This window comes from Gordonia sp. VNK21, assembly GCF_046098115.1.
In the GTDB taxonomy this organism is placed as follows: domain Bacteria; phylum Actinomycetota; class Actinomycetes; order Mycobacteriales; family Mycobacteriaceae; genus Gordonia.
In genome coordinates this window covers 118,079-142,989 of record NZ_JBJURU010000008.1, presented here as the reverse complement: position 1 = coordinate 142,989, position 24,911 = coordinate 118,079, and the positions used below count along the sequence as shown (strand labels likewise).

Sequence of the window (24,911 nt, the reverse complement as noted above, 5' to 3'; positions counted from 1 at the left end):
GTCCGCATGGGTTCTGTGATGCTCCTCGACGGCGCCAGCCTCTGGTTCCGGTCGTATTTCGCCCTGCCGGAGAAGATGACCGCCCCGGACGGCCGCCCCGTCAACGCCGTCCGCGGCTTCCTCGACACCATCGCCGCGCTGGTCACCACCCATCGACCCGACCGACTGGTGGTGTGTCTGGACGTGAACTGGCGGCCCGCGTTCCGCGTCGCCGAGATCCCCTCCTACAAGGCGCACCGGGTGGCCGACGAGCAGGCCGGCCTCGAAGAGGTGCCCGACACCCTCACCCCGCAGGTCGCGATGATCGCCGAGGTGCTGGCCGCCGCCGGGATCACCAGCGCCGGGGCCGCGGACTGCGAGGCCGACGACGTGATCGGCACACTGGCCTTCGAAGAGGCCCGGGACCGGGTGATCGTGGTCTCCGGCGACCGGGACCTGCTCCAGGTGGTGGCCGACGATCCGGTGCCCGTGCAGGTGCTGTACGTGGGCCGGGGCCTGGCCAGAGCCGAACTCATGGGCCCGGCCGAGGTCGCCGCCAAGTACGCGGTCCCGCCCGAGCGGGCCGGCATCGCCTACGCCGAGATGGCGATCCTGCGCGGCGACCCCTCGGACGGGCTGCCCGGGGTCAAGGGCATCGGCGACAAGACTGCGGCGAAGCTGATCACCGCGTTCGGCGGCCTCGACGGCCTCGAATCGGCGGTGGCACAAGATGATCCGGGGATCTCACCCCGGATCAAGGCGAGCCTGGAGCAGGCCCGCGACTATCTGCGGGCCGCCCGCGTCGTGGTGGCGGTCCGCACCGACGCACCGGTCCGATCCGATACCGCCGACGATCGGCTCCCGACCGCCCCCGCCGACGCCGCCCGGCTCGCCGAACTCACCGCGGAGCTGGGTATCGCGGCCAGCGTCGGCCGGCTGCGCACGGCTCTGGGCTGGGCGGACTGACCGGCACGGTCCCTCAGTTGGTCGGCCGCGACACCTCGTAGGTGCCGTCGCTGTTCTTGACCGTGACGGTCACATGCTTGCTCTCGCCCTTGACCTTGAGTGAGCAGGTGAAGGTGTGGCCGGCTTCGACCTTCTGGTCCGCCGGGCACGAGACGTCGGTGATCTGGTCGGCCGTGGCCACCCCGTAGCCGGTCTCGGAGTTCGTGTCCGACAGGATCTTGACCACGCCCTCCTGGACCGCCTTCTGGTCGAGGGTCTTACCGGCCCAGCCGGGTGCCACGAAGGCGGTGATCAGCACGACCGCCGCGGCGATGACCAGCACCCCGACCACGCCGCTGACCAGTGCCAGCGTCTTGCGCGAGCGCTTGCCCGCCCCCTGCTGGTCGAACTGGGTGGCACCGGCGGCGGCCTGACCGTACTGTCCCTGCTGACCGTACTGGGGCTGACCGTAGGGGGCCTGCTGCGGCTGACCGTACTGCTGCGGCTGACCGTACTGGGGCGGCTGACCGTACTGGGGCTGCTGACCGTACTGGGCCTGCTGACCGTACTGGGCCTGCTGACCGTACTGGGCCTGCTGACCGTACTGGGGCTGCTGCGGCTGGCCGTATTGCGGCTGCTGCGGCTGGCCGTACTGGGGCTGCTGGCCGTACTGGGGCTGCTGACCGTACTGGGGCTGGGTGTACGGGGAGGTCGGCGCGGCCTGCCCCCCGGCCGGGTACGACTGCTGAGGCTGACCGGCGGCCTGGCCCTGACCGTAGCCGGGCGCCCACTGCTGGTTGTCCACGATCTCGGTGGGCTCCGAGGCGCCCGGTGCGGCGGGCTGATTCGCCTGCGCATCGGCACCGGGCTGCTGCGGATCGTTCGGCGTCGTCATCTCGTACCCATCCTCCATCGCGGTTGCTGCCGGTAGGTTACCGCAGCAGGTCAGTCCAGCTCGGCAGCAACGACCCCGCGGCGCAGACTCTTCGCCGCCCGCCGGGCGGTATGCGCCAGCGGATCCTGCGGGTCCACCCCGGCCCGGATCTGCTCGAGCAGATCGATCACCTGCCGGTTCCAGCGCACGAAATCACCCGGTGAGAGCAGTTGACCGCCCGCCGCGGCGGCGGTCAGCGATTCGGCCAGCGACCGTCCGGAGGCCCAGGAAGCGACCGCCGCACAGAAACCGGTGTCCGGCTCGCGCATCTGAATGACCTCGGAGACGCCGTGGCGCCGCTGCACCTCGTCGACCCGCTGCCACACCGTCATCGTCTCGGTCAGGGCCTCACGCAGCCCCCGGTTGCCCGGCATCGAGTCCACCCCGCCGCCGTACGCATCCCGGCGCGACTGATAGACCATCGCCGAGGCCACCGCCGCCAGATCCACCGCCGAGAGCCGATGCCAGATTCCGGCCCGGATGCACTCGGCCACCAGCAGGTCCGTCTCACAGTAGATGCGGCGGAGCACGTCTCCGGTGGGCGTCACCCGCAACCCGCCGGCCGGGTCCGGTTCCAGATAGCCCAGTTCGGCGAGGACGTCGACCACGCTCCGGAAGTCGTTCTCCAGTTTGGAGGTCCGCTCCCCGACCGCGTTCTCGAGCGCACTGATCTCGCGCAGCAGCCGGTTCCGGCGTTCGGCCGCCCGGTGCAACTCCTCGACGCCGGTCAGCCGGTGCGCCGGATGCGCCCGCAGTCGGTCGCGCATCGCCTGCAGTTGCCGGTCGGGTCCGTCGTGCCGTTTGCGCTTGCCGCCCCGGCCCACCGGCCGGGTGATGCCCGAGGCGGTGAGCGCCGCCGCGATCTCCCGGCGCCCGCGTCCGCTGCGCCGGTCCGCCCCTTTCGGGATGCGCAGGTGCCCGAGAACCTCCGGCGGATCGGCGAAGTCGTCGGCCCCGACCCGGCCGGCCCAGCCGTCGTCGACCAGGACCAGCGGTTTGGGATCGTTGCGGTAGACCGCCGGTTCGAGGACCACGGCGAGTCCGCGATGCCGCCGCGAGCTGACCGCGATCACCTGGCCGCGTTTGAGCGCGGCCAGGTCGTCGGCGACCGCCTCGCCCGACGCCATCCGCCGGGTGAAGCGCACCTCGCGCTCACGGGCCCGGATGTCCTCACGCAACGCCGCATAGCCGAGGAAACCCGCGTACCGGTCCCCTGCGTCCCCGCCGTCGGTCACCCCGTCGTCGATGCGTCCCGGATCCACGCCGCGCTTCTCGGCGGCGGCGATCAGCTCGAGGTCGGCGCGCCGCAGCTGCCGGCGCGCATCGTCGAGCCGCCGGGCCTGACCGACCACCGACCGATCGGTCTGGAATTGGGCGAACGAGCGGCGCAGCAGGTCCACCGAACCGTCGATGCCCACGCGGTCGATCAGATTCAGGCTCATGTTGTATTCCGGTGCGAACGAACTGCGCAGCGGGAAGGTGCGGGCGCCGGCCAGTCCGGCCACCCGCTCCGGGATCACCTCGGGCGTCCAGACCACCACGGCGTGCCCCTCGACGTCGATGCCGCGCCGACCGGCCCGGCCGGTGAGCTGGGTGTACTCGCCGGGGGTGAGGTCCACGTGTGCCTCGCCGTTGTATTTGACGAGCCGTTCGAGAACCACCGAGCGGGCCGGCATGTTGATGCCCAGCGCCAGGGTCTCGGTGGCGAAGACGGCTTTGATCAGGCCGGCGACGAACAGTTCCTCCACCGCCTGCCGGAAGGTCGGCAGCATGCCGGCGTGATGCGCGGCGAAACCGCGCCGCAGCCCGGCCCGCCATTCGTCCACGCCGAGGACGTCGGCATCGCCCGGGGCCAGGTCGCTCAGATGCCGGTCGACGATCGTGTCCACACGGGCCGACTCGGCGGGCTCGAGCAGGTTCAGGTCGCTGCGCAGGCACTGAGCCAGCGCCCCCTCGCAGCCGGCCCGGGAGAAGATGAAGGTGATCACCGGGAGCAGCCCCTCGGCGTCGAGCAGGGCGATCAGGCGGGGCCGGCCCACCCCGGTGGACCGGCCGCCGCGCCGGCGGTCCCGGCCGCGACCGCGCGGATCGCCGGGCTCACTGAGCAGCCGATGCTTGATGTAGCGGCTCAGCTCCGGATTCACCTGCCGCTTGGCGCCGTCGGCGCGCCGCCGGTCGAACAGCTCGAAGAGCCGGGTGCCCACCAGCATGTGCTGGTGCAGCGGCACCGGCCGGTGCTCGTCGACGACGACGTCGGTGTGACCGCGGACGGTGCCGATCCAGTCGCCGAACTCCTCGGCGTTGCTCACCGTGGCCGACAGCGAGACCACCGACACGTCCGGGTCCAGACCCAGGATCACCTCCTCCCAGACCGCACCGCGGAAGCGGTCGGCCAGGAAGTGCACCTCGTCCATCACCACGTGCGAGAGCCCGTGCAGGGCCGCCGAATCGGCGTAGATCATGTTGCGGAGCACCTCGGTGGTCATCACCACCACCGGCGCCGACGAGTTGATCGCATTGTCGCCGGTGAGCAGACCCACCTGTTCGGCGCCGTGCACGGCCACCAGGTCGTGGTACTTCTGATTGCTCAGCGCCTTGATCGGCGTGGTGTAGAAGCACTTGTTGCCGTGGTGCAGCGCCAGATACACGGCGAATTCGCCGACCACGGTCTTCCCGGCGCCGGTGGGCGCGCACACCAGCACACCCCGGCCGTCCTCGAGGGACCGGCACGAGCGGCGCTGAAAACCGTCGAGCGGAAAGTCCAGGGTGGTCAGGAATCGCTGCAGGACCGGACCGTCGTCGCCGTCGGCGCCATGCGGTGTGTTCATCGCCTACAGGATGTCATCGAAGTCGCCCGGGTCGCGAACGGATTCCCGGCGGCGGCCCGCGCCGATCGGCTCGGCCGGCGCCACCGGTGCGGCCCGGCCCACCTCGTCCGGGCGCCCTGGGCCGTCACCGGGACCGCCCAGCGGGGAGGCCTGATCGTCGGGCAGATCCGCCCATTCCGGCCGGCGGCGCGCCTTGCGGCGATCGTGCAGCCGGGAGATCTGGATGGCCAGCTCCAGCAGCACGCACAGCGCGAGCGCCAGGGCGAGCATGGTGAACGGGTCCTGGCCGGGGGTGGCCACGGCGGCGAAGACGAAGACCGCGAAGATCAGTCCGCGCCGCCAGCTCTTGAGCCGGGCATAGGTGAGGATCCCGGTCATGTTCAGCGCGATGATCAGCAGCGGCAGCTCGAAGCTGACGCCGAAGATGATCAGCAGGTGCAGCATGAACGAGAAGTACTTGTCACCGGTGAGCGCGGTGACCTGGAAGTCCTTGCCCACCTGCAGCAGGAACTCGAAGGCCTTGGTCACCACGAAGTAGGCCAGCAGTGCGCCGCCGACGAAGAGCACGGTCGCACTGGTGACGAACAGCAGCGCCGGACGGCGCTCGTTCTTCTTCAGCGCGGGAGTGATGAACTGCCACAGCTGATACAGCCAGATCGGGCAGGCCAGCACGATGCCGGCGGTCAGCGCCACCTGCATGCGCAGCATGAACTGGTCGAACGGCCCGGTGGCCAGCAGCCGGCACTCGCCGTCGGGAGTCAGCGTGGCACGGGTGTCCGGGGGCAGCTCACAGTACGGGCGCCGGAGCAGCTCGCCCAGCGGGGCGATGCCCGGGACGCCGTTGCTGTACCAGATGAAGCCGATCACCGTGGTGACCACGATGACCAGGATCGACAGCACCAGACGGTAGCGCAGTTCGTAGAGGTGCTCCATCAACGGCATGGAGCCGTCGGGGTTGACTTTGCTGCGCCGCAGGCGTGGATCCAGGCGGCGCAGGACGGAAGGTGTGCGCACTCGCAGGCAGCGTCGCGCGCGCTACGCGGACTTCTTCTCTTGCGAGCTCTCCCGATCGACCCGATCCGTGTCGGTGGCGGTCGGCAGCTCGCGCTGCGGCGTCTCCGCCGACGACGACTTGCCGTCGTTCTGCATCTCTTCCATCTCGGACTTGAAGATCCGCAGCGACCGCCCCAATCCGCGGGCCGCCTCGGGAAGCTTCTTCGAGCCGAACAGGATCACCAGGACGATCAGCACGATCACCCAGTGCCACCAGCTCATTGCACCCATGTCTCTACTCCCAATCTGCGCGTTGCAACCGCTGCCATCCTACCCCCTGATTCAGTACTCGGCGCGGGCCGCAGCCGCGGCGGAGGCCATCAGCTCCCGCACGGCCACCGTGTCCGGATCGTCCCCGAGCAGCCGTACCCGGCCACCGAAACCGCTGAGCAGGCGGGCCAGCCAGGCCGGCGAACCGTAGCTCATCCGGGCCCGGACCGGCGCCGTATCCCCGGATCCGGTGGTTTCGGGCTCCACGTCGTAGTACTCGAGCAGCCAGATCACCTCGGGGTCGATCTCCAGTCGCGCGCTGGGCAGTTCCCGGTTGGCCGAGGGCATCGGCACCTCGCCGCCGCTCGCGTCGGCCGGGGGCCGGGACGGCTCGTCGAGGATCTGCGCGTCCTCGACGCGGTCGAAACGGAACAGCCGGCGGCCGTCGGAGTTGCGGCACCAGGCGTCGAGGTAGGCCTGCGCATCGACCAGCTGCACCCGGATCGGGTCGACGATGCGCTCGCCGACGGCGTCGCGGCCCGGCGTGTAGTAGCGGATCTTCAGTGCGCGCCCCTGCTCGAGCGCACGGCGGATGGTGCCGGCCACCGGGAGGTCGGCGGCCTCCTCGTCGGCGTCGGCGACGGCCGGGACGGTGCCCAGCGCACCCTCGATCTTGGCGATCGCCCGCCGGATGGCGTCGCCGTCGAGTGCGCCCTGACTGTCGAGCAGGGTCTGCAGGGACACCAGCAGCACATTGGCCTCGGTCCCGGTCAGCCGCAGCGGCCGATCGATGCCCGCGGTGAACAGGACGGTGATGCGGCCGTCCTCCTCCCAGTACTGGATGTCGATCAGGTCGTCGGTGGAGTATCCGGGCAGGCCGCACACGAAGAGCTGCTCGATGTCTTTGATCAGCTGGTCTTCGGTCAGTCCCAGGTCGGCGGCCGCCTCGTCGATCTTGATGCCGGGCCTGGCCTGCAGATACGGCACCATCGCCAGCAGCCGGCTGAGCCGGCCGGTGTCGGCGCTGCGGGCGGGTCGGCTCATCGTGCGGCTCCTTGCGCGAGGGAGGCGGACAGGTCGTCGAGGCCGGCGACGACGGCCTCGACCAGATCCGGCGGCGAGAGCACCACCGCGTCGGGGCCGGCGGCGAGCACGGCCCGCACCAGGCCCGAACGTGAGGCGATGTCGATGACGGCTCGATCGCCGGGCCGTCCGCGGCGCTGCGCGGGAGTGAGTTCGGCGGCCATCCGGCGCAGCCCGTAGGCGCGTCCGGCGGCCAGCCAGATCTCTGCCCGGGCCGGCGTCTCGGCGCTGCGGGCGCGGCGCAGAGAGTCGGCCACCACCGCGGCCAGGTCCAGCCCGTCGGGGGTGCGCACCTCGCCGTCGCGGCCGATGGTCCGGACCTCCCGGATCCGGGAGAGCCGGAAGGTGCGGGTGTCGGCGCGGTCGCGGTCGTGACCGACCAGGTACCAGCGGCCCGAGTTGCTCACCACTCCCCACGGTTCCACGGTGCGCTCGGCGGTGCTCGCACCGCTGCGATGGGTGAAGGTGACCGCCCGGCCGGCCTCGATGGCGGCCAGCAGGGCGCGCACCACGCTCTCGTCGCCCATCACCCGTGCGGTGCCGCCCAGGCCCAGCCCGAGCTCCTCGGGCGAGGACACCTCGAGGCCGGCGGCCCGGAGTTTGAGCATCGCCGACTGGGTCTCGGCGGCCACGTCCGGGTCGTGCCACAGCGCGGCGGCGGCGGCCACCGCGGCGGCCTCGTCGCGGTCGAGGGCGATATCGGGCAGGCTGTAGTGCTCCGGGGTGATCCGGTAGCCCTCCTCGCCGGCCGGATTGCGGCCGGTCTCGACCGGGATGCCCAGTTCACGCAGTTCGCTCTTGTCGCGTTCGAGCATCCGCTTGAACGAGTCCGCGCTCTGCTCGGAGCCCTTGTAGCCGATCACGTTGGCGCGGAGGAACTCCGCGGTCACGAACTGCCGGGAGGCCATCAGGCAGATGACCAGGTTCAGCAGACGCTCGGTCTTGGCCGTTTTTGCAGGTGCCACAGCCTCACTCTACGGCTCACATGGCGGCGATCAGACGTTCGACGCGCTCGTCCACATTGCGGAACGGATCTTTGCACAAAACGGTGCGCTGAGCCTGATCGTTGAGCTTGAGATGCACCCAGTCGACGGTGAAATCCCGCTCGGCGGCCTGGGCGGCGCTGATGAACTCACCGCGCAGTTTGGCCCGGGTGGTCTGCGGCGGCGTCGACACCGCCGCGTCGATCGCCTCGTCGGTGGTGAGGCGCTGCGCCAGTCCCTTGCGGGTGAGCAGATCGAAGACGCCGCGTCCGCGCCGGATGTCGTGGTAGGCCAGATCCAGCTGAGCGATCTTGGGATCGGCCAGGCTCATCGAGTAGCGGTCCTCGTAGCGCGCCAGCAGCTTGCGCTTGATCACCCAGTCGATCTCGGTGTCGACGCTGCCGAAGTCACCCGACTCGACGGCGTCGAGGGTGCGGCCCCACAGGTCCACCACCTTGTCCATCGTCTCGTCGGGCGCCCGCTGCTGAAGGTGGGTGACCGCGCGCGCATGGTATTCGCGCTGGATGGACAGCGCGGTCGCGGTCCGGCCGCCGGCCAGGCGCACCTCGTGCCGCCCGGTCGGATCGTGGCTGATGTCGCGGATCGCGCGGATCGGATTGTCCAGGGCGAAGTCCCGGAACGAGATGCCCGACTCGATCATCTCGAGCACCAGCAGCGCCGAACCCACCTTGAGCATGGTGGTGGTCTCGGACATGTTGGAGTCACCGACGATCACGTGCAGCCGCCGGTACTTCTCGGCGTCGGCGTGCGGCTCGTCGCGGGTGTTGATGATCGGCCTCGACCGGGTGGTGGCCGAGGACACGCCCTCCCAGATGTGGTCGGCGCGCTGCGACAGACAGAATTTGGCCTCGTGGCCCAGGGTGAGCACCTTGCCGGCGCCGCAGATCAGCTGCCGGGTCACCAGAAACGGCAGCAGCACGTCCGAGACGCGGCCGAACTCCCCGGTCCGCGAGACCAGATAGTTCTCGTGGCAGCCGTACGAGTTGCCGGCCGAGTCGGTGTTGTTCTTGAACAGGTAGATGTCGCCGCCGATGCCTTCGGCCGCCAGCCGCTCCTCGGCGTCGACCAGCAGGTCCTCGAGGATGCGTTCACCGGCGCGGTCGTGGGTCACCAGCTGGGTGACCGAGTCGCATTCGGCCGTCGCGTACTCCGGGTGCGAGCCCACGTCCAGGTAGAGCCGCGAGCCGTTGGTGAGGAAGACGTTCGACGATCGTCCCCACGCGACCACCCGGCGGAACAGGTAGCGGGCCACCTCGTCGGGGCTGAGCCGGCGCTGTCCGTTGAAGACGCAGGTCACCCCGAACTCCGTCTCGATGCCCATGATGCGGCGTTCCATCGCGGTCACTCCCGTCCGAGCAGTTCGGCGACCCGGCTCCGCGGGCAGCGCAGGAAGGCCCGGCGCGGCCGGGTCCGGTCGAGCAGTGCCACCTCGAGCTGGTCGGCACCGACCGGCTCGCCGGTGCGGCCGTTGTCGGTCTGCCCGCCGGCGGCGGTCGCCGAGAGCGCGTCGACGGCCACCCGCAACGCCTCCTCGAGCGGCAGCTCCGGCTGGTAGGCCTCGCGCATGGCGGCCACGATCGGTTCGGTCGCGCCGCCCATCACCAGGAACGAGGTCTCGTCGGTGATCGAGCCGTCGTAGGTGATGCGGTAGAGCTGCGAGGGCGTGTCCTGCCCGGCGCGGGCCACCTCGGCCACGCACAGTTCCACCTCGTACGGCTTCGCCTGATCGGAGAAGACCGCACCGAGGGTGTTGGCGTAGGCGCTGGCCAGCGACAGCCCGGTCACATCGGCCCGGTCGTAGCTGTACCCGCGCAGGTCGGCCATCTGGATCCCGGCCCGGCGCAGCGACTCGAACTCGTTGTACTTGCCGACGGCGGCGAAGCCGAGGCGGTCGTAGAGTTCGCTCACCTTGCGCAGGGTGCGGGAGGGATTGTGCGCGACGAAGAGCACCCCGTCGGCGTAGGTCATGGCGATCACGCTGCGGCCGCGGGCGATGCCCTTGCGCGCCAGCTCGGAGCGGTCGCGCATGATCTGCTCGGCGCTGGCGTAGTACGGGAAGGTCATCGCGCCTCCTGATCCCGTCCGGCGGCCGTGCGCCGGGCGATCACCGACTCCGCGGCCTCTTCGATCTCGCCGACCGGCACCTCGACGGCACCGCCGGCGTCCACCCGTACCGCGGTCGGGAAGATGCGGCGCACCAGGTCGGGCCCGCCGGTCGCCGAGTCGTCGTCGGCGGCGTCGTAGAGGGCTTCGACGGCGGCGGCGAGCGCCTCAGCAGCGGTCAGGTCGCCGCGGTAGAGCTTCTTCAGGGCCGACCGGGCGAAGACCGAGCCGGAGCCGATCGCGTCGTAGCCCGCATGCTCCTCGTGCCGGGAGCCGGCGACGTCGAAGGAGAAGATGCGGCCCGGATCGCCCTCGGCCGCCCCGTCCGCGTCGTAGCCGACCAGCAGCGGAAGCGCCGCCAGCCCCTGCATGGCCGCCCCGAGGTTGCTGCGCACCATCCCGGCCAGCCGGGACACCTTGCCGTCGAGGGTGAGCGGTACGCCCTCGATCTTCTCGTAGTGCTCGAGTTCGACGGTGAACAGCCGGATCATCTCCACCGCGATGCCCGCGGTGCCAGCGATCCCGGCGGCCGAGTAGTCGTCGGTGACGAAGACCTTCTGCACATCGCGGGTGGCGATGAGATTGCCCATGGTGGCACGCCGGTCACCGGCCAGCAGCACCCCGCCCGGGTAGGCGACGGCCACGATGGTGGTGCCGTGCGGAATGCTCTCGGCCCCCTCCGGGCTGATCGCCGATGCCTGGATCATGGTGTGCGGCAACTTCTCCGGTGCATGGCGCGCCAGGAATTCGCTGAACGACGAGATGTCGCTGGGTTCGGTGCCGCGCCGGGCGGCGCTCACTGGCCGCCCTTCTGCACATAGGCGCGCACGAAGTCCTCGGCGTTCGTCTCGAGCACGTCGTCGATCTCGTCGAGCAGATCGTCGGTGTCCTCGGCGAGCTTCTCGCGGCGCTCCTGGCCGGCCGGACCGCCGCCGGGCACCTCGTCGTCGCCGCCGCCACCGCCGCGTGTGGTCTGCTCTTGCGCCATTGTTCGCCTCCTGGAACGGTTCTGGTGTCCACCCTACCGGGGTGGACGGTGCGGGCGGGTCCTAGCCGGTGAGCGAGTCGACCAGCTCGGCCGCCGATTCGGCCGCCTCGAGCAGCTCGCCGACCATCTCGCGGGTTCCGCGCAGTGGCTCGAGGGTGGGGATCCGGATGAGCGAGTCGCCGCCGAGGTCGAAGATCACCGAATCCCAGCTGGCCGCGGCCACGTCGGCGCCGAAACGGCGCACGCACTCACCGCGGAAGTAGGCGCGGGTGTCCTCCGGCGGGGTGGTGACCGCCCGCATCACCTGCTCCTCGGTGACCATCCGGTGCATGGAGCCGCGGCTGACCAGACGGTTGTACAGGCCCTTGTCGAGGCGGACGTCCGAATACTGCAGGTCGATGAGGGCGAGCCGGGACGCCGACCAGGACAGGCCCTCGCGCTGCCGGAAGCCTTCGAGCAGGCGGAGTTTGGCCGGCCAGTCGAGGATGCCGGCGCATTCGGCGGGGTCGCGTTCGAGTTTGTCGAGCACGTCCGCCCAGGTCTCGATCACATGTGCGGCACGCGCGTCGTCGCTGTGGTGCTTGTCGTGGAAGGCGCTCACCCGGGCCAGGTACTCGCGCTGCAGGGCCAGCCCGGTGAGCTCCCGGCCGTCGGCCAGCGCCACCGCCGCGGTCAGCGTGGGGTCGTGGCTGATGGTGTGCACCGCCTGGACCGGCCAGGCCAGCGCCAGGTCCGACAGGTCGATACCGGCCTCGATCAGATCCAGCACCAGCGCCGTGGTGCCCACCTTGAGGTACGTGGCGGTCTCGGCGAGGTTGGCGTCGCCGATGATCACGTGCAGCCGGCGGTACTTGTCCGGTTCGGCGTGCGGCTCGTCGCGGGTGTTGATGATGCCCCGCTTGAGGGTGGTCTCCAGCCCCACCTCCACCTCGATGTAGTCGGCGCGCTGGGAGAGCTGATAGCCGGCCTCCTCCCCGGTCTGGCCGAGACCGACCCGGCCGGAACCGCAGATCACCTGGCGGGAGGCGAAGAACGGCATCAGGCCGGTGATGATGGACTCGAACGGCGTGCTGCGGTCCATCAGATAGTTCTCGTGGGTGCCGTAGGAGGCGCCCTTGCCGTCGATGTTGTTCTTGTACAGCTGCAGTCGCGGTGCGCCGGGCACGCTGGCCACGTACTGGGCGGCCTGTTCCATCACCCGTTCGCCGGCCTTGTCCCAGATCACCGCGTCGAGCGGATCGCGCACCTCGGGCGCCGAGTACTCGGGGTGAGCGTGATCGACGTAGAGCCGGGCCCCGTTGGTGAGGATCATGTTGGCCGCACCGATCTCGTCGGCGTCGATGATGGGCGCCTGCGCGGTGTTCCGGCCCAGGTCGTAGCCTCGGGCGTCGCGCATCGGGGATTCGACGTCGTAGTCCCAGCGGGTGCGCTTGTCGCGGCGCGGCACATTGGCGGCCGCGGCGTAGGCGAGCACCGCCTGGGTGGAGGTCAGGATGGGATTGGCGGTGCGGTCTCCGGGGGCGGAGATCCCGTACTCCACCTCGGTGCCGATGATGCGATCCATATCCTCAGCCTAGTGCCGCCGTGGCCGGGCCGGGCGGCCCGGCCCGGTCACCGCCGCTTGAGCCGCAGCCGGCTGTAGATGAACAGGATGAGCAGCACACTCATCAGCAGCAGCACCCCGTAGGCCAGCGCGGCGTTGGCCACGGTGGGCTCCCAGATCGAGTACAGGATGGGGCTGTTCTGGTCGCCGTCGTCCACCGGCTGCACCTGCGGTGCGCGGCCCTGCTCGGCGGTGACCGGCAGGTTCACCGCCTGCGCCGCCGTCGCATAGCCCCAGTAGCTCGGGAACAGCCAGGCCAGCTGCTTGGCGCCCTCGGTGGAGATCGGGAAGAGCCCGCCGCAGAAGACCATCTGCACCATCACCACGATCACCAGCGGCGGCATGGTCTGCTCGTTGGAGCGGACCGCGGCCGAGATCGCCAGCCCCACCAGGGTGCTCACGCAGGCGAGTACGGCGATCGCCACGAAGAGCATGGGCGCCGGCGGCCACGCCGGCCCGTCCTTGCCCAGGCCGTCCCCCATCTCACCGGCGTCGGGCATCGCCCGCAGTGCGAAGGTCAGGCCGATCATGATGGCCGCCTGGACGATCGCCAGCACGAAGAAGACCACGATCTTGGCGCCCAGGTAGGCGCTGGGGCGCAGGCCGACGGCGCGTTCGCGCTCGAAGATGGCCCGCTCGCCCACCAGGTCGCGGACGGTCAGTGCGGTGCCCATGAAGACCGCCCCGATGACCAGCACCACCAGCAGCTGCAGCCCCTCGGTGGGATCGTCGGGCACGGCGCCCGGTGGCAGCGCGGGGTTGAGAATCTTGGTCGCGAAGCCGTCCGAGCCGGGGATCACCAGGGTGAGCAGGCCCAGCACGATCGGCATGGCCAGGAGGAAGGCCAGGTAGCCCCGGTCGCTGAAGATCAGCCGGACCTGGCGCCGGGCCACCGTGGAGGTCTGCCGCACAGCGCTGGCCGGATGCACCACCACCGGCGGTCCGGCCGGCGGGGCGGGCGGCGCCGGCTGATGCGGATGCCGGGCCCGGTAGGCGGCGAACATCTGCTCGGGCTGCTCGGCCGCCCGGGCGAAGAGCTCCGCCCAGTCGTCGGTACCCAGTTCGGCGCGGCGTTTGCGCGGATCGTCGCAGAAGACCGTCCGGCCGCCCGGCGCGAGCATCAGCACCTGATCGCACAGCCCCAGATTCGCCACCGAGTGCGTCACCACCAGCACGACGCGGCCGGCGTCGGCCAGGTTCCGCAGCGTCTGCATCACCTGCTTGTCCAGCGCCGGATCCAGACCGGAGGTGGGCTCGTCGAGGATGAGCAGCGACGGTCCGGTGAGCAGCTCCATCGCCACCGAGGCACGTTTGCGCTGGCCGCCGGAGAGTTTGTCGATGCGGGTGTCGACGTGATCGGTCAGGCCGAGCTCGGCGAGCACCCCGTCGATCACCTGATCGCGGTCGGCGGTGCTCAGGTCGGCGGGCAGCCGCAGTTCGGCGGCGTACCGGAGTGCCTGCCGGACGGTCAGTTTGCGGTGCAGCACGTCGTCCTGCGGAACCATGCCGATACGGGTGCGCAGCGCCTCGTACTCGTCGTGCACACCGCGCCCCTCGAAGCGCACCAGACCCGAGGTGGGACTGTTCAGACCGGCCGCGATCTTGGAGACGGTGGACTTGCCCGCACCGGACGGGCCGATGATGGCGGTCAGCGTGCCCGGCCCGGACTGGAAGGTCACGTCCTGCAGCAGCTGCTTGCCGCCGTCCACGGTCAGACCCACCGCATCGACCTCAAGTCCGCCGCTGACCACGGCCTTGGCCTGGCCGCGCAGCAGGGTGCCGCCGGCGACCACGAAGTCGCTGTTGCCGATGGTGACGATGTCGTTGTCGGTGAGCCCCCGCCGGCTGATGCGCTGGCCGTTGACGAAGGTGCCGTTGACGCTGCCGAGGTCCTCGATCACCAGGCCCTGCGGCCCGGTCGACAGGCGTGCGTGACGCCGTGAGGCGAGCACATCGGAGACGACGATGTCGTTGTCGGGGGTGCGGCCGATGGTCTGCACCCCGGTCAGCGCGATCGATTCCCGCCCGCGCAGATGACCGGGCACCTGAAAGACCGCGGACACGTTCTGGTGCAGCGCCGCCAGGTGCGGCGCCTGGGCCAGCTCCTGCGCGCCCGGGCCGGCGGTCGCGGGCAGCCGGCGGTCGGGCGCAGGGCCGGCCGGACGCTGCGCGGGCACCGGATGCGACGGCGGCGGTCCCTGCCGCATCGGCCCGGACGACGGCGGCCGGCCCTGGCGCACCGGACCCGGCGCGGGCGGGGGCGCGGGCCGCACGGGGGCCGACGGCGGCGGGGTCGACGGCCGGGCGGCCGGCTGGGGTGCGAGTTCGAGCAGTGGTCCGGTGTCGGCGTCGCCGAGCCGGATCACCGTGGGGCCGGTCAGCTGCAGCGAGGCCACTCGGGTGCCCTCGTGGTAGAAGCCGTTGGTGCTGCCGCGGTCGATGACCGTCCAGCCGGTGGCCGTCCACTCGAACGCCAGGTGGGTCCGGGAGACCAGCGGGTGCATCACGGCCACCGAGTTCTCCGGAGTCCGCCCCAGGGTGGCCGGAGAGACGGTGATGACCTGGGGCGTCCCCCGGTCCACCTGGATGCGTAGCGGCGTCGGCGCAGTCGTGTTCATCACCGGGTACTCTATCCGGCTCCTGCGCCCGGGTCCGTCGAAGAACCGACCGAACGACGCACCCGGTTGCGTGCGGTGCTCACACCCGGGCGGCCGCGCCGGCGTCTACAGGTACTGGCCGGTGTTCGATTCGGTGTCGATGGCCCGGGCCGCCCCCGCATTCTTGCCGGTGACCAGGGTGCGGATGTACACGATCCGCTCCCCCTTCTTGCCAGAGATCCGCGCCCAGTCGTCCGGGTTCGTGGTGTTGGGCAGGTCCTCGTTCTCGGCGAACTCGTCGAGGATCGAATCGAGGAAGTGACCGATCCGCAGTCCCGGCTTGCCGGACTCGAGCTGCTCCTTGATCGCGTACTTCTTGGCCCGGTCGACCACGTTCTGGATCATCGCGCCGGAGTTGAAGTCCTTGAAGTACATGACTTCCTTGTCGCCGTTGGCATACGTGACCTCCAGGAACCGGTTGTCCTCGGACTCGGCGTACATCCGCTCGACGATGCGCTCGATCATCGCGCGCACACAGGCCTTCGGGTCCCCGCCGAACTCGGTGAGATCGTCCGGGTGCAGCGGCAGCTCCGAGGTCAGGTACTTGGAGAAGATGTCGATCGCCGACTCCGCGTCCGGCCGCTCGATCTTGATCTTCACGTCCAGCCGGCCCGGCCGCAGGATCGCCGGATCGATCATGTCCTCCCGGTTGGAGGCGCCGATCACGATCACGTTCTCCAGGCCTTCGACGCCGTCGATCTCGCTGAGCAACTGCGGGACCACCGTGGTCTCCACATCCGAGGAGACGCCCGACCCGCGGGTGCGGAAGATCGAGTCCATCTCGTCGAAGAAGACGATCACCGGGGTGCCCTCGGAGGCCTTCTCCCGGGCGCGCTGGAAGATCAGCCGGATGTGCCGTTCGGTCTCGCCGACGAACTTGTTGAGCAGCTCGGGGCCCTTGATGTTGAGGAAGTACGACTTGGCCTCACGCGCATCATCGCCGCGGGCCTCGGCGATCTTCTTGGCCAGCGAGTTGGCGACGGCCTTGGCGATCAGGGTCTTACCGCAACCGGGCGGGCCGTACAGGAGCACGCCCTTGGGCGGACGCAGCTCGTATTCGCGGAAGAGTTCGGCGTGCAGGAAGGGCAGCTCCACCGCATCGCGGATCTGCTCGATCTGCCGCCGCAGGCCGCCGATGTCCTCGTAGTCGACGTCGGGGACCTCCTCGAGCACCAGGTCCTCGACCTCGGCCTTGGGGATGCGCTCGAGCGCGAAGCCGGCCTTGGTGTCCACCAGCAGCGAATCGCCGGGCCGCAGTTTGCGGGTGGCCTCGCCGCCGTCGTCGGTGTGCACCAGCGCGTCGGCCAGCCGCACCACCCGCTCCTCGTCGGCATGGCCGACGACCAGGGCGCGGCGGCCGTCCTGCAGGATCTCGCGCAGCGCACCGATCTCGCCGACGGTGTCGTGGCCGAGCGCCTCGACCACGGTCAGCGCCTCGTTGAGCCGCAGGGTCTGGCCCTGCGCCAGCTCGGCGCCGGGCACGTTCGGCGACAGGGTCAGGCGCATCTTGCGGCCCGAGGTGAAGACGTCGACGGTTTCGTCGTCGTACACGTCCATCAGCACGCCGTAACCGCTGGGCGGCTGCCCCAGCCGGTCGACCTCCTCACGCAGGGCGATCAGCTGCTGCCGCGCCTCCTTGAGGGTGTCCAGCAGTTTCGCGTTCCTCGCCGTGAGCTGCTCGACGCGCTCGGTGAGTTCGGCCGGAGTCCCCGGCCGTGCGGCGGGGCTGTTCGTCGAACGATCCGACTCAGTCATGCTGGCACCTTCTCCCCATGTGGAGCGTTTCGTATCCCTCCACTCTATCCGCGCGTCGGACGGCGTTGCACGCGAAGGGTTTGCGTACCGTCGGCCAGCCGGCGCGCGGTGATCAGAAAGGCCGTGTGACCTTGCATGCGATGCTCCGGGCGCACCGCCAGACCCACCGCGCTCCAGTCCCGCACCATCGACTCCCAGGCGCGCGGCTCGGTCCAGCACTCCTGCTCGCGCAGCGCCTCGACCATCCGGGACAGCTGCGTGACGGTGGCCACGTAGACCACCAGCACGCCGCCGGGGCGCAGCGTGCCGCGCACCGTGTCCAGACACTCCCAGGGCGTGACCATGTCCAGGATCATCCGGTCGGCCTGCTCGGTGCGATCGTGGTCGGCAAGGTCGCCGATGCGCAGCTCCCAGTTGTCCGGACGCCGCCCGAGGAAGGTCTCCACGTTCCTGACCGCGTGCTCGGCATGATCCTCGCGGATCTCGTAGGAGAGCACCGATCCGTCGGGGCCCACGGCACGCAGCAGCGACAGGGTGAGGGCGCCCGAGCCGGCGCCGGCTTCGATGACCCGCGCCCCCGGGAAGATGTCGCCTTCGGTGACGATCTGGGCGCTGTCCTTGGGGTAGATCACCTGTGCGCCCCGCGGCATGGACACCACGTAGTCGGTGAGCAGCGGGCGCAGCGCCAGATACTCGGTGCCGCTGGTGGCGGCCACGATGCTGCCCTCGTCCGCATCGAGCAGGTCGTCGTGTGCGATGGCCCCGCGATGCGTGTGGAAGAGCTTGCCGGGTTCGAGCACCACGGTGAACTTACGGCCTTTGGCGTCGGTGAGCTGGACGCGGTCCCCGACGGCGAACGGGCCGGTGAGCGACATGTGGTGGTACTTCCTCTCGGGCGGACGGACCGCGGTGATCGCGGGCTTCAAGCTTGTCATAGAGTGCGGTCATGGCAGTGAACGAGGCGGCTCCGGGCAGCTACTACCGGCCCATCGAGGCACCCGCCGGCGACCCGCCGGCCGGAGGCGAGCACGGTTACGAGTACTTTCAGCCGACCGAGGGCACCATCAGCGTGTGGTCGCCCCGGCTGCAGCACGGCGGTCCCCCGAGCGGGCTGCTCACCCGGGCCATGAGCCGGCTGGTCGGCGACGGCGACGGCCAGGCGTTCTCGCGCATCACCGTCGACATCCTCGGCGCCGTCGGACTGGACGTGAACCGGGTGCGCGCCTGGGTGGCCCGGCCCGGCCGGCAGATCTCGCTGGTGGCCGCCGAACTCGAGGTGCGCGGCACCGACGGCACCTACCGCGCCGCGGCCCGGGCCAGTGCCTGGCGGCTGCGCGCCTCCGATTCGTCGGCGGTGCAGGCGCTGCCGCAGCCGCCGCTCACCCCGCTCCCCGACGAGCTTCCGCAGGCCACCGGTTTCCCGGAACTCGGCGGCGAGGCGGTGCCCTGGGGCCGGATCGGCTTCATCGGCACCTTGTCGGTGGCCTCGGTCCCGTCGCGCAACGGCGGCACCCCGCCGGCGTTCTGGCTGCGTCCGCAGCTGCCGCTGGTGGCCGGTGAACGGGCCACCGACCTGGAATCGGCGATGACGGTGCTCGATGTGGCCAACGGGGTGGGCACCACCCTCGATCCACGGCGGTGGAGCTGGATGAACACCGACACCACCGTGCATCTGGTGCGCCAGCCTGCCGGGCCGTGGCTGGGCGTGGACGCGGATATGGCGGCGGGCGCCGACGGCTACGCGGCGAGCCTGACCGATGTCTACGATCTGACGGGTTTCCTGGGCCGCTCGGCGCAGACCGCCCTGCTCAGCGCCCAGGGCTGAGCGCCGGCCGTCGACCGGGGTCCGGCCGATGGCCGGGCCCTCAGAAGCGGCAGGACCGGATGTCCGAGGCCAGGATGGCCCGGGCGCCGAGTTCGGCGAGCTCGTCCATCAGCTGCTGGTGCGACTTGCGCGGCACCATCGCGCGCACGGCGACCATGGCGTCGTCGGCCATCGGCGAGATGGTGGGCGATTCCAGGCCCGGGGTGATCTCGACCGCCCGGTCGAGCAGCGTGCGCGGGCAGTCGTAGTCGATCATCACGTACTGCTGACCGAAGACCACGCCCTGGACGCGGGCGATGAACCGCTTGGCGGCCTTGTCCGGCTCCCCCCGGTCCTGGCCGCGGATGAGCACCGCCTCGGAGTCGCAGAGAGATTCGCCGAAGGCGGCCAGACCGTGCAGCCGCAGGGTGCGCCCCGAGCCCACCACGTCGGCGATGGCATCGGCCACACCGAGCTGGATGGAGATCTCCACCGCACCGTCGAGCCGGATGATCTCGGCCTCGATGCCGCGCTGCGCCAGATCCCGGCGCACCAGATTCGGGTACGAGGTGGCGATGCGTTTGCCGGCCAGATCGGCCGGGGTCCAGGTCTCTTCGGCCGGTGCCGCGTAGCGGAAGGTGGACGAGCCGAAGCCCAGGGCCACCTCCTCGTCGACCTCGGCACCGGAGTCGGCGGCCAGGTCGCGGCCGGTGATGCCCAGATCGAGGCGGCCGGAGGCGACGTAGATGGCCACGTCCTTGGGGCGCAGGAAGTAGAACTCGACGTCGTTGGCGACGTCGATCACGTTGAGGTCCTTGGGGTCCGCGCGCTTGCGGTAACCGGCCTCGGAGAGGATGCCGGCGGCGGCTTCGGACAGGGCGCCCTTGTTGGGCACGGCGACGCGCAGCATGTGCGGCACTCCTTCTGCGGTGGGCTGTGGGGCTACAGGTAGCGGTAGACGTCGTCGGTGGTGAGCCCGCGTTTGAGCATCATCACCTGCAGCCAGTAGACGAGCTGCGAGATCTCCTCGGCGAGCGCCTCACCGGATTCGTGCTCGGCGGCCAGCCACACCTCGCCGGCCTCTTCGATGATCTTCTTGCCCAGGGTATGCACCCCGGAGTCGAGGGCGGCGACGGTGCCGCTGCCCTCCGGACGGGAGGCGGCTTTCTCAGTCAACTCCGCGAAGAGTTCGTCGAAGGTTTTCACGATTGTCCATGTTCTCATGCGCGGCTGTCGGCCGGGCGCCTCGGGTGGCGCCAACCCGCCCGGTGGACCCGCCCCGGAGACGTACGTAAGGTTAGGTTACCCTAATTGCTAGTCTCCCGGCTTCTCCCAGGAACGCCGACGCCGACTGCGATCGAAGGATGTCGATGACCCGACTGCAACAGACCCGCACCGCCCTGGCCCGGCGTGTGCTCGGCGATGACGGATACGAGCGGACCATCCGCCGCCTCGCGCTGCGCCGCCAGCGCCCGCGGATCGGCAAGGTCCGCTTCGGCGACCTGCGGCGCCTCGAACCGGTCTGCCGGGAGTACGGCTATCTGCGCGGCGGACCGGTGGACCGGCACTACATCGAGGACTTCCTCGGCCGGCACGGCGAGCTGATCACCGGCCGGGTGCTCGAGATCGGCGAACGCACCTACACCGAGCGTTTCGGCAGCGACGTGACCGGCTCGGACATGCTGCACGTCCACGACGTGCCGGAGGCCACCTACGTGGCCGACCTGACCGATGCGCCGGTCATCCCGGACGACCGCTACGACGCGGTGATCATCACCCAGACCCTCCAGTTCATCTATGACGTGCCGGCCGCGGTGGCCACCCTCCACCGGATCCTCAAACCCGGCGGCGTGGTGCTGTGCACCCTCCCCGGCATCAGCCAGATCTCCGATCCGGTGTGGGGCCCCACCTGGTACTGGTCGTTCACCGAGCTCTCGGCCCAGCGGCTCTTCGACACGGCCTTCGGCGCCGCGGGCGTCACGGTGCGCACCGCCGGGAACGTGCTGGCCGCCACCGCCTTCCTGCAGGGGCTGGCCGCCGGGGAGCTCACCTCCGCCGAGCTGGCCGTCACCGATCCCGAGTACCCGATGATCATCACCGTGGCGGCCAGGAAAGACGCCGGGGCCCGTGCACAGAGCTGACCTGGTGCGCCGCCGGCTGCGGTCCGCGGTGCGCCGCCGGCGGCCGCGCGCCGGCATCCTCATGTATCACGCGATCCGGCGTCAGGATCCCGACCCGTGGGGCATCTGCGTGCGGCCCGAACACTTCGACGATCAGCTCGCCGTGCTCGCCGAGCGCCGGCGCGTGGTGGACGCCGGCGCGATCGCCGCCGGAGAGGTCTACGCACCCGACGGCGGCGCCGTCGCGGTCACCTTCGACGACGGTTACGCCGACAATCTGACCGCAGCGCTGCCGCTGCTGGAGAAGTACGAGATCCCGGCAACGGTCTTCGTCATCGGCAACGCCGTCGGGCGACCTCGCGACTTCTGGTGGGAGGCCCTCGAACGGGCCGTCCTGCTGCCCCGCCGTCTCCCCGACCGTCTGCACTTCCCCTTCGGGACCGGCGCCCGCATCCGGCCGGTGCACGTCGACGACGACCCGGCCGGCCTCGCCGGCTGGCGCGCCGACGAACAGCCGCCGGTCACCGCCCGCCAGCAGCTCTTCCGCGACCTGTGGGACGAGATCGTCGTCCTCGAGCCGGCCGCGCAGGACGACGCCACCGCGCATCTGACCCGGTGGGCCGGGGCCGACAGCACCCCCGACCCGCACCGCCGCTCGCTGACCGTCGACGAATTCCTCGAGCTGGCCGGGCATCCGCTGATCACCATCGGCGGCCACACCCTCGACCATCCGTCTCTGATCGACTGGCCTGCGGAACGCCAGCACGCGCAGATCGCCGCCGGCAACGCCCGGCTCACCGAGCTCACCGGGGCACCGGTGACCCGGCTGTCGTATCCGTACGGACGGCACGACGCCTCGGCCCGGCGAGCGGTGGCCGGACTCGGCCTGGACTTCGCCTGCACCAGCAGACCGGAGGCGACGATCGGCGGCGACGATCCGTTCGCGCTGCCCCGGATTCAGGTGCCCGACGTCGACGGCGACGAGTTCGACCGGATGCTGAGCGTGCGGCACCGGCTCACCGGCACCCGCAAGCCCGGTCAGGTCTCGCGGGCGGCCCGGTAGCACCCGGCCAGGCCCGCCAGGGTGAGCCCCTCGAGGCTGTCCCGGAAGACCTGATGGGAGGCCTGCGGGACGGGGATGAACGACGGCACCACCAGCGTCGGCACGCCGGCGGCGTGCGCGGCAGCGGCGCCGGTGGGCGAATCCTCGATGGCCAGGCAGCGGTGCGGATGCGCCCCGGCCAGTTCCGCGGCGCGCAGATAGATGTCCGGGGCCGGTTTACCGACCGCCACCTCGTCGCCGCAGACCGTGGCCAGGAAGCGCTCGCGGCCGATGGTCTCGATGGCCACGTCGGCCACCTCGCGCATGGTGTTGGTCACCAGCAGCATCGGGATCTCGGCGCCGGCGATCAGCGTCAGCAGGGCCTCGGCACCGGGGCGCCAGGGCAGCTCTTCGCGGAAGAGCCCGGTGACCAGCTCCACCATCCAGGCTTCCTCGCCGTCGAAGTCGCGGCCCGACTCGGGGACGCGGGCCGCGTCGAAGACCTTGGTGAGGGCGTCGACGCTGTTGTTGCCCATCGTCGCCTTGCGCAGGTCGGCCGTCATCTCGATGCCGTGGCGCCGGGCCAGTCCCTCGAGTGCGGTGTCCCAGATCGGTTCGGTGTCGAGGATGGTGCCGTCCATGTCCCACAGCACCGCGGCGGGCGACTCGACCGCGGCGACCTCTGGGCCGGTCACGCCGGTCTCCCGTCCCCTACGGCGTCGGCGGCATCGCCGGCGTCCGGCCGAGCCTGCTGGGTGTCGGCCGGGGCCCCGAGCCGTCCGAGCGCGAAGGTCGCGACGAACATGATGAGCATCGCGGCGATCACCACGGTGTCCCCGATGTCGTTGACGCGCAGATGTTCCTGATAGATCGTCAGGCCCAGCGCCATCGCCACCACCGGTTTGAGAACGGTCACCGCGGGCAGGCTGGTCTGGACGTCACCGGCCTGGTAGCTGGACTGCTGCCAGAGGGTGCCCAGCGTGGCGGTGACGGCCATCGCCCAGAACTCCCAGCTGGACAGGCCGGTGAGGAAGCTCTGCCCGAACGCATCCATGCCGGTCTTGGTGAACGGTGCCGAATAGCCGAGCAACAGACCCGCGGCAAGGGCGAGCACCAGGGACCGCCCGGTCCCGTTGGCCATCCGGCCACCGCGCCACACGCACAGGGCCACCACCGGCACCAGCACGGCGATCGGGATGATCCAGGCGCGCCCCGACGGCTGATTGATGCCTTCCGTCGGCTCACCGAGCACCATGAAGATGATCAGCGAAACCATCAGCACCGCCGCCCAGAACCACTCCCACGCGGTCAGCCGGCGCCGCTGCGTCCGGGCGGCCAGCGGCAGTGCGAACAGCAGCGTGGTCACCAGCAGCGGCTGCACCAGCAGCAGGCTGCCCAGAGCCAGCGCGCCGGCCTGGACGGCGAAGCCGAGGATGTCGGCGACGATCCCGGCGATCCACACCTTGCGGGTGGCCAGGGTCTTCATGAATCCCAGTCCGCCGGGTCCGGCGTCGGCGATGCCCTCGGTCCCCTTCTCCTGCAGCACTGCGGCCACGGCGAACAGCAGCGCTGCCAGCAGCGCCAAGACGACGGCCAGTACCGAGGTCCCCGTCACATGCACGATCGACCCTCTCCCCTTCCGGGCGACGATCGCCCCGCATATGCCGCATACGCGGCAGCATGCAGAAGATTACCCCGCAGTCTAGGTATTGAAGTACTTCGCCTCGGGGTGGTGAAGGACGAAGGCGTCGGTCGACTGTTCCGGATGCAGCTGCAGCTCCTCGGACAGCTCCACGCCGATGCGCTCGGGTTCGAGCAGATCGATCATCTTGGCCCGGTCCTCGAGGTCCGGGCAGGCGCCGTAGCCGAAGGAGTACCGGGCACCGCGGTATTCGAGATCGAAGAAGCCCTGCGGCCGGTCCGGATCCTCGTCGGCCACCGCGCCGCCGGCGAAGGCCAGTTCGCTGCGCACCCGCTGGTGCCAGTACTCGGCCAGCGCCTCGGTGAGCTGCACGCCGATGCCGTGCACCTCCAGGTAGTCCCGGTAGGCGTTCTCGGCGAAGAGCGCGTTGGCGAAGTCGGCGATCGGGCTGCCCATGGTGACCAGCTGGAAGGGCAGCACGTCCACCCGGCCCGCGGCCACGGCCGCCTCGCGGGACGCGATGAAATCGGCGATGCACAGGAAGCGCGGACGCTGCTGGCGCGGGAAGGTGAAGCTGTGCCGCACCGGTGCCGCCGGGTCGGGTTCGGTGAGCACGTGCACCGTGTCACCCTCGCTGACCGCCGGGAAGTAGCCGTAGACCACGGCGGCGTGCGCCAGGATCCCCTCGGTGGCGAGCCGGTCGAGCCAGTACCGCAGCCGCGGACGGCCCTCGGTCTCCACCAGCTCGTCGTAGTCGGGTCCGTCCGTGCCGCGGGTCCCGCGCAGTCCCCACTGCCCCAGGAACAGCGCCCGCTCGTCGAGCATGGTGGCGTAGTCGGCCACCGGAATGCCCTTGACGATGCGGGTCCCCCAGAACGGCGGCTTGGGGATCTCGTTGTCGGCGGCCACATCCGAACGGGCCGGCACCTCCACCGGAGCCTCCGCCGCCTTGCGCTTGGCGGCGATGCGCTGGGACCGCTCCCGGCGCGCCTTGCGCTCGGCCACCTTCGCCGCGGCCGCCTTGGCCTCCTCGCTGTCCGGATCGGGCCCCTCGCCGCGCTTGATGGCCATCAGCTCGTCCATCAGGGTCAGTCCCTCGAAGGCGTCGCGGGCGTAGCGGACGTCGCCCTGATAGACCGGGCGCTGCGGAAGCTCCCTGAC

General features: G+C 70.5%; 23 protein-coding genes. 4 read left to right on the top strand and 19 right to left on the bottom strand.

Annotation, left to right across the window (positions count from 1 at the left end):
• The first annotated feature begins 18 nt into the window (after positions 1 to 18).
• Entirely contained in the window at positions 19 to 945 is a 927-nt protein-coding gene (locus ACJMNC_RS10590) for a 5'-3' exonuclease H3TH domain-containing protein (RefSeq protein ID WP_408947991.1), read from the top strand.
• A 13-nt stretch (positions 946 to 958) separates the two neighbouring features.
• Here ACJMNC_RS10590 and ACJMNC_RS10585 read toward each other — a convergent pair whose 3' ends face one another.
• The 14 genes from ACJMNC_RS10585 to ACJMNC_RS10520 all read right to left on the bottom strand — a co-directional run bounded on the left by ACJMNC_RS10585 (position 959) and on the right by ACJMNC_RS10520 (position 18,017).
• On the bottom strand, positions 959 to 1,819 hold the full coding sequence (locus tag ACJMNC_RS10585; RefSeq protein ID WP_408947908.1) for a DUF4333 domain-containing protein: 861 nt from the start codon (positions 1,817 to 1,819) through the stop codon (positions 959 to 961).
• Positions 1,820 to 1,869: 50 nt separating this feature from the next.
• Positions 1,870 to 4,686, bottom strand: coding sequence for a DEAD/DEAH box helicase (locus tag ACJMNC_RS10580; protein ID WP_408947907.1), 2,817 nt, complete (start codon positions 4,684 to 4,686; stop codon positions 1,870 to 1,872).
• A 3-nt stretch (positions 4,687 to 4,689) separates the two neighbouring features.
• Positions 4,690 to 5,628 carry a twin-arginine translocase subunit TatC gene (gene tatC, locus ACJMNC_RS10575; RefSeq protein WP_408947990.1) on the bottom strand — a complete coding sequence of 313 codons (939 nt, stop codon included), beginning with the start codon at positions 5,626 to 5,628 and terminating at the stop codon, positions 4,690 to 4,692.
• Between the two features lie 93 nt (positions 5,629 to 5,721).
• Positions 5,722 to 5,970, bottom strand: coding sequence for a Sec-independent protein translocase subunit TatA (gene tatA, locus ACJMNC_RS10570; protein WP_408947906.1), 249 nt, complete (start codon positions 5,968 to 5,970; stop codon positions 5,722 to 5,724).
• 51 nt (positions 5,971 to 6,021) lie between these two features.
• Positions 6,022 to 6,993 carry a helix-turn-helix transcriptional regulator gene (locus ACJMNC_RS10565; protein WP_408947905.1) on the bottom strand — a complete coding sequence of 324 codons (972 nt, stop codon included), beginning with the start codon at positions 6,991 to 6,993 and terminating at the stop codon, positions 6,022 to 6,024.
• Complete coding sequence (locus ACJMNC_RS10560; RefSeq protein WP_408947989.1) at positions 6,990 to 7,940, bottom strand: helix-turn-helix transcriptional regulator; 951 nt, start codon at positions 7,938 to 7,940, stop codon at positions 6,990 to 6,992. Before ACJMNC_RS10560 ends, ACJMNC_RS10565 begins: the two co-directional genes overlap by 4 nt.
• Before the next feature lie 73 nt (positions 7,941 to 8,013).
• Positions 8,014 to 9,372, bottom strand: a complete 1,359-nt coding sequence (pafA, locus tag ACJMNC_RS10555; RefSeq protein ID WP_408947904.1) for a Pup--protein ligase — start codon at positions 9,370 to 9,372, stop codon at positions 8,014 to 8,016.
• Between the two features lie 5 nt (positions 9,373 to 9,377).
• Positions 9,378 to 10,100 (bottom strand): proteasome subunit alpha, encoded by a 723-nt coding sequence (prcA, locus tag ACJMNC_RS10550; RefSeq protein ID WP_408947903.1) that lies wholly within the window; start codon positions 10,098 to 10,100, stop codon positions 9,378 to 9,380.
• The gene (gene prcB / locus ACJMNC_RS10545; protein ID WP_408947902.1) at positions 10,097 to 10,939 is read right to left on the bottom strand and encodes a proteasome subunit beta; all 843 of its coding nucleotides are present in this window, start codon (positions 10,937 to 10,939) and stop codon (positions 10,097 to 10,099) included. Before prcB ends, prcA begins: the two co-directional genes overlap by 4 nt.
• Positions 10,936 to 11,127 (bottom strand): ubiquitin-like protein Pup, encoded by a 192-nt coding sequence (locus ACJMNC_RS10540; protein WP_408947901.1) that lies wholly within the window; start codon positions 11,125 to 11,127, stop codon positions 10,936 to 10,938. The genes prcB and ACJMNC_RS10540 overlap by 4 nt, the downstream gene beginning before the upstream one ends.
• A 61-nt stretch (positions 11,128 to 11,188) precedes the next feature.
• Entirely contained in the window at positions 11,189 to 12,691 is a 1,503-nt protein-coding gene (dop, locus tag ACJMNC_RS10535; RefSeq protein WP_408947900.1) for a depupylase/deamidase Dop, read from the bottom strand.
• Between the two features lie 47 nt (positions 12,692 to 12,738).
• A complete protein-coding gene (locus ACJMNC_RS10530; RefSeq protein WP_408947899.1) occupies positions 12,739 to 15,348 on the bottom strand; it encodes an ATP-binding cassette domain-containing protein in 2,610 nt (869 codons plus the stop codon).
• A gap of 105 nt (positions 15,349 to 15,453) precedes the next feature.
• Positions 15,454 to 17,142, bottom strand: coding sequence for a proteasome ATPase (gene arc, locus ACJMNC_RS10525; protein WP_408947898.1), 1,689 nt, complete (start codon positions 17,140 to 17,142; stop codon positions 15,454 to 15,456).
• 44 nt (positions 17,143 to 17,186) lie between these two features.
• Positions 17,187 to 18,017 carry a tRNA (adenine-N1)-methyltransferase gene (locus ACJMNC_RS10520; RefSeq protein ID WP_408947988.1) on the bottom strand — a complete coding sequence of 277 codons (831 nt, stop codon included), beginning with the start codon at positions 18,015 to 18,017 and terminating at the stop codon, positions 17,187 to 17,189.
• Positions 18,018 to 18,088: 71 nt separating this feature from the next.
• On the opposite strand from ACJMNC_RS10520, the gene ACJMNC_RS10515 reads away from it, so the two are divergent.
• The gene (locus ACJMNC_RS10515) at positions 18,089 to 18,967 is read left to right on the top strand and encodes a thioesterase family protein (protein WP_408947897.1); all 879 of its coding nucleotides are present in this window, start codon (positions 18,089 to 18,091) and stop codon (positions 18,965 to 18,967) included.
• Positions 18,968 to 19,007: 40 nt separating this feature from the next.
• Here ACJMNC_RS10515 and hisG read toward each other — a convergent pair whose 3' ends face one another.
• The gene (gene hisG / locus ACJMNC_RS10510; RefSeq protein ID WP_408947896.1) at positions 19,008 to 19,856 is read right to left on the bottom strand and encodes an ATP phosphoribosyltransferase; all 849 of its coding nucleotides are present in this window, start codon (positions 19,854 to 19,856) and stop codon (positions 19,008 to 19,010) included.
• Positions 19,857 to 19,888: 32 nt separating this feature from the next.
• The gene (locus ACJMNC_RS10505; RefSeq protein WP_408947895.1) at positions 19,889 to 20,152 is read right to left on the bottom strand and encodes a phosphoribosyl-ATP diphosphatase; all 264 of its coding nucleotides are present in this window, start codon (positions 20,150 to 20,152) and stop codon (positions 19,889 to 19,891) included.
• A 164-nt stretch (positions 20,153 to 20,316) separates the two neighbouring features.
• On the opposite strand from ACJMNC_RS10505, the gene ACJMNC_RS10500 reads away from it, so the two are divergent.
• Together ACJMNC_RS10500 and ACJMNC_RS10495 are read left to right on the top strand one after the other, a co-directional pair.
• Positions 20,317 to 21,087, top strand: coding sequence for a class I SAM-dependent methyltransferase (locus tag ACJMNC_RS10500; RefSeq protein ID WP_408947894.1), 771 nt, complete (start codon positions 20,317 to 20,319; stop codon positions 21,085 to 21,087).
• Positions 21,074 to 22,129 carry a polysaccharide deacetylase family protein gene (locus ACJMNC_RS10495; RefSeq protein ID WP_408947893.1) on the top strand — a complete coding sequence of 352 codons (1,056 nt, stop codon included), beginning with the start codon at positions 21,074 to 21,076 and terminating at the stop codon, positions 22,127 to 22,129. Before ACJMNC_RS10500 ends, ACJMNC_RS10495 begins: the two co-directional genes overlap by 14 nt.
• Here ACJMNC_RS10495 and ACJMNC_RS10490 read toward each other — a convergent pair.
• From ACJMNC_RS10490 to ACJMNC_RS10480, 3 genes are all read right to left on the bottom strand, one after another.
• Complete coding sequence (locus tag ACJMNC_RS10490) at positions 22,105 to 22,803, bottom strand: HAD family hydrolase (protein ID WP_408947892.1); 699 nt, start codon at positions 22,801 to 22,803, stop codon at positions 22,105 to 22,107. The genes ACJMNC_RS10495 and ACJMNC_RS10490 overlap by 25 nt on opposite strands.
• The gene (locus tag ACJMNC_RS10485; protein WP_408947891.1) at positions 22,800 to 23,729 is read right to left on the bottom strand and encodes a DMT family transporter; all 930 of its coding nucleotides are present in this window, start codon (positions 23,727 to 23,729) and stop codon (positions 22,800 to 22,802) included. Before ACJMNC_RS10485 ends, ACJMNC_RS10490 begins: the two co-directional genes overlap by 4 nt.
• 81 nt (positions 23,730 to 23,810) lie before the next feature.
• On the bottom strand, positions 23,811 to 24,911 hold a 1,101-nt coding region (locus tag ACJMNC_RS10480), incomplete at its 5' end, for a vitamin B12 dependent-methionine synthase activation domain-containing protein (RefSeq protein WP_408947890.1).

Coding starts and splice junctions, on each gene's coding strand:
- hisG (WP_408947896.1), bottom strand. CDS start 19,856: ATGCTGCGCGTCGCCGTGCCCAACAAGGGCGCCCTGTCCGAAGCCGCC.
- ACJMNC_RS10500 (WP_408947894.1), top strand. CDS start 20,317: ATGACCCGACTGCAACAGACCCGCACCGCCCTGGCCCGGCGTGTGCTC.
- ACJMNC_RS10560 (WP_408947989.1), bottom strand. CDS start 7,940: ATGGCCTCCCGGCAGTTCGTGACCGCGGAGTTCCTCCGCGCCAACGTG.
- ACJMNC_RS10585 (WP_408947908.1), bottom strand. CDS start 1,819: ATGACGACGCCGAACGATCCGCAGCAGCCCGGTGCCGATGCGCAGGCG.
- tatA (WP_408947906.1), bottom strand. CDS start 5,970: ATGGGTGCAATGAGCTGGTGGCACTGGGTGATCGTGCTGATCGTCCTG.
- ACJMNC_RS10590 (WP_408947991.1), top strand. CDS start 19: ATGCTCCTCGACGGCGCCAGCCTCTGGTTCCGGTCGTATTTCGCCCTG.
- ACJMNC_RS10530 (WP_408947899.1), bottom strand. CDS start 15,348: ATGAACACGACTGCGCCGACGCCGCTACGCATCCAGGTGGACCGGGGG.
- prcA (WP_408947903.1), bottom strand. CDS start 10,100: ATGACCTTCCCGTACTACGCCAGCGCCGAGCAGATCATGCGCGACCGC.
- pafA (WP_408947904.1), bottom strand. CDS start 9,372: ATGGAACGCCGCATCATGGGCATCGAGACGGAGTTCGGGGTGACCTGC.
- tatC (WP_408947990.1), bottom strand. CDS start 5,628: ATGCCGTTGATGGAGCACCTCTACGAACTGCGCTACCGTCTGGTGCTG.
- ACJMNC_RS10520 (WP_408947988.1), bottom strand. CDS start 18,017: ATGTCGCTCACCGGCCCGTTCGCCGTCGGGGACCGCGTCCAGCTCACC.
- ACJMNC_RS10565 (WP_408947905.1), bottom strand. CDS start 6,993: ATGAGCCGACCCGCCCGCAGCGCCGACACCGGCCGGCTCAGCCGGCTG.
- arc (WP_408947898.1), bottom strand. CDS start 17,142: ATGACTGAGTCGGATCGTTCGACGAACAGCCCCGCCGCACGGCCGGGG.
- ACJMNC_RS10580 (WP_408947907.1), bottom strand. CDS start 4,686: ATGAACACACCGCATGGCGCCGACGGCGACGACGGTCCGGTCCTGCAG.
- ACJMNC_RS10540 (WP_408947901.1), bottom strand. CDS start 11,127: ATGGCGCAAGAGCAGACCACACGCGGCGGTGGCGGCGGCGACGACGAG.
- dop (WP_408947900.1), bottom strand. CDS start 12,691: ATGGATCGCATCATCGGCACCGAGGTGGAGTACGGGATCTCCGCCCCC.
- ACJMNC_RS10515 (WP_408947897.1), top strand. CDS start 18,089: ATGGCAGTGAACGAGGCGGCTCCGGGCAGCTACTACCGGCCCATCGAG.